Source organism: Empedobacter falsenii (assembly GCF_019308355.1).
In the GTDB taxonomy this organism is placed as follows: Bacteria; Bacteroidota; Bacteroidia; order Flavobacteriales; family Weeksellaceae; genus Empedobacter; species Empedobacter falsenii_B.
This window is the reverse complement of the sequence record NZ_JAAGKM010000070.1, coordinates 1-8,554: the sequence shown is the minus strand read 5'-3', so window position 1 is coordinate 8,554 and position 8,554 is coordinate 1. Positions and strand designations below refer to the sequence as shown.

Sequence of the window (8,554 nt, the reverse complement as noted above, 5' to 3'; positions counted from 1 at the left end):
TCATAACTCAATTCTACCGCTCGTAATTTAAATGAAGCATCGTAATGATTTTTTATTCCTTTCATAATTGTAAGATAAGTATTATATACCTTTTCTTACTCTGGAACTTTCGTTAGGATATCCAAATACCTCTTCTTCACGAATAGGGAAGTCCAATTGCTCAAAAATAAGTTTAGCATCATCATGTTGTAAGGTCAACGCATAATATCCATTCGCATCAGTTCGCACACTATTCTGTGTACCTTCTTCTGTTACTACCACGCCAGAGAGCAAATGGTTATGATCTTTCACCGTTCCAGTCACGGTTTTTCCTGTTTGTGCAAATAGGGGTGTAGCACAAACCAATCCCAATAGCACACTTAATATATGCCTATTGAGTTTAAAGTAAAATATTTTCATAATTTTACATAAGTTTTTTAAAATTCAACATTAGTTTTAAAAGCCACTCCTTTTCCAGTACATCGCGCCAACTTTGTTTTTGGGAAAGGGGTTTTTGTTTTTTTTACGTTATACGGTCTACGCTTAACGTTTTTATTCTTATTTATATTCAAATTCACTTTTTAATAACATTTGAAATTAAGAGGAGGAGCCATTGTATGGCTCAGGTATTCTTTTCTTTAATGTCACTTTTTTTCGTCAAAAAAACTAACGAAAAAAGACTTGTCTTTGATTTTCGACGGTCAAAATAAGTTTCAGTCATTCAATGTTTTAAATCATTTGCTACGCAAACAGTAAAACATTTTAACCATTTACTTCAACTTTTTGACACTCGCCTCCAAATCATATGACATTTTTCTAATCCTTTTTTCAATACTCAAATCCATTTATAACAACGAATTTATAAATCGTCATTGCTGAAAAGTCGAGTGTCAATTCGGCGTAAAGAGCGTTAAAAATGATTTATGTTCGTATTTCATATGCGAATGTTCTAAAGCATTTAGCGAGTAGCCGTTATTGACCGACTTGTAAGCACAGACTTGATTTTTTTGGTTCGTTTTTTCATCAAGGAAAAAATGAACATATAATTATTAATCAACTTGTAACAATTTTACCTAAGCTCCACTGGAGCTTCTCCTTTTAATTTCAAATGTTTTTTCATCAAGGAAAAAATGAATGTAAAATTCTTTCTATCACTTTTTTATTCATAGCTTATCTATTTTAATTATCGGAATTCATATGCCCTTCGGGGAAGAGAGCAAAAAAGTAATCAAAAAACTCTTGTCTTTGATTTTCGACGGTCAAAATAAGTTTCAGCCATTCAATATTTTAAATCATTTGCTACGCAAACAGTAAAATATTTTAACCATTTACTTCAACTTTTTGACACTCGCCTCCAAATCATATGACATTTTTCTAATTCTTTTTCAATATATAAACCGTCATTGCTGAAAAGTCGAGTGTCAATTCGGCGTAAAGAGCGTTAAAAATGATTTATGTTCGCATTTCATATGCGAATGTTCTAAAGCATTTAGCGAGTAGCCGTTATTGTCCGACTTGTAAGCACAGACTTGATTTTTTGATTACTTTTTGATCAAGCAAAAAGCAATAAATAGAGAACTTCTTATTATCGCAAATTCCATTTAGAATTTCATCTCTATTATCACGCGTGCGTGCATTCGCGCCTGTTAATCCTATATTCCTCCTAAAATATCCCCCTCCGACAGGTTTTAAAAAATACATTAATAAATGAAAAAAATTAACACTAATACATTTTATGAAGATCATTTACTTTCTTATTGTGTTGTCTTCGGGGGATAGAGTGTGAATCTGTTTACTCTTTCATAATTTTACATAAGTTTTTTAAAATTCAACATTAGTTTTAAAAGCCTCTCCTTTTCCAGTACATCGCGCCAACTTTGTTTTTGGGAAAGGGGTTTTGGTTTTTTATTTCAAATTTGTTCTTTATTTTCATTTTTTGAGCGCAAAAAACGAAACAAAAAACGCTTGGCTGTAAACCTCTCTACTAAAAATGTTTTCACTCCTCTAAAGATTTTACAAACCCTACGGGCTAAAACCTTTTTAACGTTGCACTCAACCATTTTCTTAACGTGAGAGTTTTAATGCCGGTTTTTCATCCTTTTTCAATATTCAAATTCATTGTCATATAAATTCTCAAATCCCGCACCTCGAATTTCGAATTTCGCGTCTCGAATCTCGAATCTAAAATCTAACATCTAATCTGTACTTTTTACTTAATACATAGTACATAGTACATCCTAACAATCCCTTCCGATACACGAACCACGAACAAACCATACGGAACGCATATACAATGGATACAGAATGGATATAGCGCGGATACATAACCGATACAGAAAAGTGTCATTTTCGATATACACCGATACAGAAATTTAACACTTTTTAACACTTTATTTTCTAATATTCTGTCATTTCAAGAAATCTAATCTGTACATAATTGAATTCTCTCAATACTAAAATCTCACATCTCACATCTAAATAATAGGTAGCAGAGCCCAATAAATTTGGAAAATGGCAATAAAGGGTTTACTTTTAATGTGCGAAAAAAAGAGTATAACCTAGCTGTCAAAGTCTCATTACCGAGGCTCTGATAGAGAGCGAGTAAAGAAAGGGGAACCTTTTCTTTACGTTTCGTTAAATGTTATAGAACGGAGAATTGTTCTTTAAAAGAATGGAAAAAACGAACAGACTTTGTCTGGAGGTTTTTTACGGATGAATTGAAATTGTTTCGTTCTCATTTTGTGTTGGGTTTTATGGAACGATGTTTCTCGTGTATGAAGAAATACTTGCAAAAAAAGCAAGGCGGCTTCACACTTTAGTACCGTGGGCGACCAAACCCAGCTTATAAACTCGAAAGTTTAAAAGTTACCCCTAAAGCATATGTGAAAACCGCCCATGCCGTATTACGAAAGTACAAAACTTTTGAGACATGGAGCAATTTCACGGTGTTCTCGATGGAAAATTGGTCGTTTTGACTCGAGATTCATCGTTTAATTATGACTATTAAAAGTCTAATTATCAATTTGCTTATACAAATATAATAATATTATTTTAATATCCAACAAGTTGGATAAACAACTTTTATTAAATGAAGAAATTATTTGATTTTGAAACTACTCAATTTGACTTTGACTTGATAAATCACGTGAAAAATCTTAGGAAGGAACATGGATTTACTAAAGATGAACTCAGTTTAAAAATGGGGGTTGCTAAATCTTTTGTTGGGAATGTAGAATCTGCTACACAGAGACACAAATACTCAACCCGTCACATCACTCTTTTGGCAAAAGCATTTGGATATAAAAACATTGGAGAATTGTTAGATTTTCCAACTCCTAAATATGATAAAATTAAAGTGACTGTAGAGCAAACTTATAATGAGGCAGGCACTAAAGTATTGAAAAGTGAAGTGGTGAAGGTTGTTGAGATAAAATAATATGTTAGATTTTACAAATTATCACAAAAAATCTAAAGGACTTGGTGTAGATTTTTTATCAATATCTGTAATGTGCGTATAAATCATGGTAGTTCTAATGTCGTTATGACCTAATAATTCTTGAACTACACGAACATCAATTCCACTTTTTATAAGATGAGTAGCATAGGAATGTCTTAATGTATGTACGCTGCCTTTTGATAAAACGCCAGCTTTACTCATAGCGTTTTTTAAAATTAATTGGACACTTCTTTCGCTGTATTGATCGCCTTTTGCGCCTTCAAACAAAAAGTCTTTAGGTTGATAAACCTTATAGTATTCTCTCAATAATAGCAAAAGTTTATCTGGCAAAGCAACTATACGATCTTTGTTACCTTTACTTTGACGAATAAGAAGTAAATTACTTTCTGATTTTATATCTGCAATTTTTAAATTTATCAATTCGCTTAGTCGCAATCCACAGCTATAGATTATGGTAAGAATAGCTTTATGTTTTAAATTTTCTGTTGCATTTAATAAATTTCGTACTTCTTCTTGAGAAAAGAAAGTTGGTAATTTATTAACTTTTCGTTTTGGATAAAGATAATTTAATTCGATTTTCTGATTTTCAACTAATTCAAATACTTTTTTAATTGCTCCAACCAAAGAACGTTGATAGGAAACACTGATATTTTCTTGAATTACTTTTGTATTGATAAACAATTCGATTTCTGAAATAGGAATTTCATCTAATCTATTGTATTTTTCCATCTGCTCTAAGAAAACTTGAGCGTAACCACAATACGATTTTATGGTATTGTTTGCATATCGTTGTAATTTTAATCGATTTTGCAACGTTTTTAGAATCGTTTCGCTATCCATACATTCATTATTACATTTTACATCAAATTACTTCGTGATACATGAATTTTGTTTTAGTAAGTGTCTAATTTACAAAAAAATAATTATATTTGTTTTTAATTTTACGTAATGTGGATATAGTTGATTTTTTACGAAATAAAAGCTAGATCAGTTTCGTGAAAAAGCAATGTTACAGGCAATACGCAAACGACCCTAAACAACATCAAACTACATATGCAACAATACAGTACAATTAAACAACTTGTTATAGACCAGACAATTTCTAATGGAGAAATGCCAAGCTATGAAACCTTGACACAACTTGTATTAGAACACTTCCCCAATAGTAAATGGAAGGAAACTCATTATGCTTGGTATCGTTCCAAAATCAATACAGGAAAATTTGATTTGTCAGAATTAATAGAAAACAATGACTTGAACGAAGATAAAATTATAGAGGAACAGACTGTAACAGACTTTGCAATTTCAATCGAGAAAGATTTACAAATTTATCTATCAAACAGATTGACAGAAATAGAAAATGGATTAACACTTGTAAGTAGAGAATATAAAACAGACGCAGGTTTTATTGACATACTTTGCAAAGATAAAAATGGCGACTATGTTATAATAGAGACAAAAGCAGGGAAAGCAAAAGATGCAGCATTTGGACAAATTATGGGATATATTGGTGCTTTAAAATCAAGTGGGGTGACGGAAAATATTCGTGGAATTTTAGTTGCATCGGATTTTGACGACAGACTTTTTTATGCCGCCAAAGCTATGACCAATATCACCTTGACAAAGTATATTTTGAGTTTCCGATTTGACAATGTAAATTAAGAGACAAAAATGTACTGCCTGTAACAGGGTATTTGCAATAGTGCGGCTTGACGTTAAATGCTCAACTTCGGTAATTCTATTTAACTTTAGTGCAAAACTCAGCTGACGGTACGCTATTTCCGCACCATCGCAAATACCTAATCCGTTAGCTGTAATAATTAAAAAAAAACATGAGATATTTATTTATAATTTTTATTTTTTTGTCTATAAACCTAAAATTACAATCCAATAAGTATAAATTGCAAGGATGTGAAATTGTACAACGGAACGATTTGGAATTGTGTCGAAAGAACTTGTAACGAATAAAACCCATGCTCTTACCGCCCTCTGTTTTGAAAGAGCGGTAAGAGATTTTAAAAATAATCAATATAAAAATAATCAATATGAAAAAAATCATTTTATCAGGATTCATCTTATTGGCGATGAATATTCATGCACAAGTAGGAATTAATACCGAAAATCCGAGTGGGACTTTAGATGTTGTGGGTAAACCCACGGATCCAACTATTATTGATGGAGTAATAGCTCCAAGGCTTACCGGTACGCAGTTAAAAGCAAAAGATGCATTGTACCTCTCCACACAAACGGGAGCAATTGTCTATGTAACACAAGCTTTGACACCTGCCAATACCTCTGCCAAAACAATCAATGTAACTTCAGCCGGATACTTTTATTTCAATGGTACAGTCTGGATGAAATTTGACCCGGGTATGAAAGGTCCCTGGTATAAAAAGTCACCCTCTACTGAACTGGCCGACGCAAACGGGCAAAATATTTACACCAACGGTTCGGTAAGCATCGGAGGGGTAAGTAATGTAGGAAAGCTTACAGTGTTGAATTCTACCGGAACAACTAACACGGTTGATTTCTCCATGATTGCCAACAGAAGCGCTGGCAATCCGGCTACACTTAATTTCATCAGTAATTTGGCTTCGGGTTCATTTAGTTCGTTGTCCAGAGCAGGAGATAAAGGACTTATCTTCTCTACAGATGGCGATGGGGCAGCTTACAGTAGAAACGGATTATTGATTGCGCCCCACACCTCTTCAGGGGGATCCAGCCCGTTTGGATTCAAAATTACAGAACAAGGATTGAGTACCATCAATGCTCCTGTTCCTACGGAAACATTTGATGTAAATGGAACATTCCGTGTGCGCCAACTGCCACTCAACGGACAGGAAAATGCAATTTTTACCCTTCCCAACGGAAATAGTTCTCTTCCAGAAAACGGAGCGATTAGTGAGATCACCCAAACACAGACATTTACAGGTTCACGAACGGTTATTTCTAACCAACATGGAGTTTTGGGATATGTGACGGGTCTTCCTGTTACCAAAACAGCAAGTGGTCAGGTAGTGATAGAGAATTTACCGGTGTATAAAGATAATGCAGACGCCTCATCATTGCCCACGGGCACAATTTATCGAACTTCAACAGGTGTTTTGATGGTGAAGTATTAATTTTTTGAAATGAATTTTAAAGAAATACATATAGGCCATTTAATTGAAAAGCGCGTTGAAGAATCTGATATTGAAATGTCCCGAATTTGTGATTTTTTGAAATGCTCTGAAGCAGAAATTCAGGAAATGTATAAAAAGGAAAGTATGGATACCTTCTACCTTTTGCGCTGGAGTAAACTATTAGCGTATGATTTTTTTAGAATCTATACCCGACATATCATTTTATATGCACCGATGGAAACTTTGAAAACAGACAAAAAAGAAACTTCGGTGTTGCCTAATTTCCGTAAAAACATTTACACGCAAGAAATTATAGATTTCATTTTAGAGCAAATAAACTCGAATCAAATGACGATAAAACAAGTGATGGATCGATACAATATACCGAAAGCGACCTTGTACCGATGGATAAAAAAACACGCAAAATGAAACCAAATTATGTGAGAATATTTACAGATGTTTTAGATAAAAAACATCCCCATAAGAAGTCCTCTGTTTTACCCCATTTGAGGAGTAATAATTTGACTCATTTAGAAATTATCCATATTAATCAATTAATATTTGAGTCTGATAAAAAACCCAACAATGAAAATCAGAAGTATAAAATTACCTGAGTTCGGTTTAAGCGATAGCTAAAAATAATTGACCGTCATTTACTTTTTCTAAATTAAGTGACGGTTTCTTCGGGAAGAAACAGTACGCAGTTAGACTTCCCAAGATATTGATCATAAAGTTATTAATGCTTCGGTGTCTGGTATGTTCCACTTGACAATGATTTTTTAACTCATCATTAATGGTTTCAATGATGGCTCTTTTTCTTAGCAAAATCTTGTCTTCCATTTTCATAATATGATTTTTCATATTTTTTCGGAGTTTGGTAAAGAGTTGAATACCATCGGCAAAAAGCATCTCCCAAAGTGCTTTTGAAAGATATCCTTTATCCGCAAAGAGTTTTCCAAAAAGTTGCTCGGTCATCTTTTTAATATGTTTTGGATTTCTGTCATCCACATTGCCTTTGGTTAAGTAGAAGGATAGAAGCTCTCCCTTTTCGTTGCAAACCAAGTGTAGTTTAAAACCGTAAAACCCACCCCATTGAAGATTTTCCACGCTCCGCCAAGCCTTTAAAAACTTTGTGATTATGGATTCTTTGATTTCTGCAAACTTTTAAAGTAGTACTGTCCATAAAGCTGATTCCGGTGCATTTTCCCAACCCTTTTTCTTTTAAAAATAATGCAAATACCATGAAGCATCTTTGTTGAAGCTCCACAAACCTATTGTAGGAAAGGCTGTTTGGGAACATATCCTTCCAATATCCGCAAACAATTTCCTGATAGTAGTGCTTGAAGGTTTTGTGAGCCCCTAAATGAAAACCAATCATTACAGTAATGATTTCAGAATCCGACATTCTACAAGACCTGTTTCTTCTTTTTTGGGAATCTCCCAGGGCTTCAAGTTTGATTTGTGTGTCAAATTCTTTACAAAAATCATCGATTTGTACAAAAATGTTTGTAATTTGGTCTTTCAAAATCATAAGTAATAATTCGTTTAAATATTTGAAATTCAGAAACTTAAATATATGAATTATTACTTTTTTATACAAATTTTTTACTCTTTTCTTATCCCGAACTCAGGTTATGATAATAATTACATCGGATTACCAACGTCAACTAATGAAAAAGACTATAAAATTATTTTTGGAAATCTAATTCAGTCTGATATGGGTGGAAAATTTACACCAATAAATGATGCATTTAAAGGTTTTGATTTTGATCCAGAATTAAATATTAAGGGAAAAACTATAAAATTTAATCTTCCATCAGACCAATTTAAAATTGATTCTATAAGAATTGAAAAATAAAAGAACTACAGCTAATAACTAAGCTTTCGTCTTGCCCGGAGGGCTAGAGATGAAAGCCCGTTGAACGGAACCGGAGTAGCTTTATGTATTATGGGGTTTTCGAAATGTGGCTTTAAGATATACAAGCAGTAATTTTAG

7 protein-coding genes and 1 pseudogene are annotated in these 8,554 nt (G+C 33.2%); 5 read left to right on the top strand and 3 right to left on the bottom strand.

Annotated elements, in window-relative coordinates:
* Positions 1-81 precede the first annotated feature (81 nt).
* Positions 82-399 (bottom strand): carboxypeptidase-like regulatory domain-containing protein, encoded by a 318-nt coding sequence (locus G0Q09_RS14420; RefSeq protein ID WP_257468287.1) that lies wholly within the window; start codon positions 397-399, stop codon positions 82-84.
* 2,668 nt (positions 400-3,067) lie between these two features.
* Between G0Q09_RS14420 and G0Q09_RS14415 the strand changes: the two genes are divergently transcribed.
* Positions 3,068-3,415 carry a helix-turn-helix domain-containing protein gene (locus G0Q09_RS14415; protein WP_219035402.1) on the top strand — a complete coding sequence of 116 codons (348 nt, stop codon included), beginning with the start codon at positions 3,068-3,070 and terminating at the stop codon, positions 3,413-3,415.
* Positions 3,416-3,436: 21 nt separating this feature from the next.
* Here G0Q09_RS14415 and G0Q09_RS14410 read toward each other — a convergent pair whose 3' ends face one another.
* Positions 3,437-4,276, bottom strand: coding sequence for a tyrosine-type recombinase/integrase (locus G0Q09_RS14410; RefSeq protein WP_219035401.1), 840 nt, complete (start codon positions 4,274-4,276; stop codon positions 3,437-3,439).
* 213 nt (positions 4,277-4,489) lie between these two features.
* Between G0Q09_RS14410 and G0Q09_RS14405 the strand changes: the two genes are divergently transcribed.
* The 3 genes from G0Q09_RS14405 (at position 4,490) to G0Q09_RS14395 (ending at position 6,987) form a co-directional block, all read left to right on the top strand.
* Positions 4,490-5,098 (top strand): endonuclease NucS domain-containing protein, encoded by a 609-nt coding sequence (locus G0Q09_RS14405; protein WP_219035400.1) that lies wholly within the window; start codon positions 4,490-4,492, stop codon positions 5,096-5,098.
* A 383-nt stretch (positions 5,099-5,481) separates the two neighbouring features.
* Positions 5,482-6,558 (top strand): phage tail-like protein, encoded by a 1,077-nt coding sequence (locus tag G0Q09_RS14400; protein WP_219035399.1) that lies wholly within the window; start codon positions 5,482-5,484, stop codon positions 6,556-6,558.
* Positions 6,559-6,567: 9 nt separating this feature from the next.
* Complete coding sequence (locus tag G0Q09_RS14395) at positions 6,568-6,987, top strand: transposase (RefSeq protein ID WP_219035398.1); 420 nt, start codon at positions 6,568-6,570, stop codon at positions 6,985-6,987.
* 192 nt (positions 6,988-7,179) lie between these two features.
* Here the strand turns inward: G0Q09_RS14395 and G0Q09_RS14390 are convergent.
* A pseudogene (locus tag G0Q09_RS14390) lies at positions 7,180-8,089 on the bottom strand (IS982 family transposase).
* 45 nt (positions 8,090-8,134) lie between these two features.
* Between G0Q09_RS14390 and G0Q09_RS14385 the strand changes: the two are divergent.
* Complete coding sequence (locus G0Q09_RS14385; protein ID WP_219035397.1) at positions 8,135-8,416, top strand: hypothetical protein; 282 nt, start codon at positions 8,135-8,137, stop codon at positions 8,414-8,416.
* The last annotated feature ends 138 nt before the right edge of the window (positions 8,417-8,554 follow it).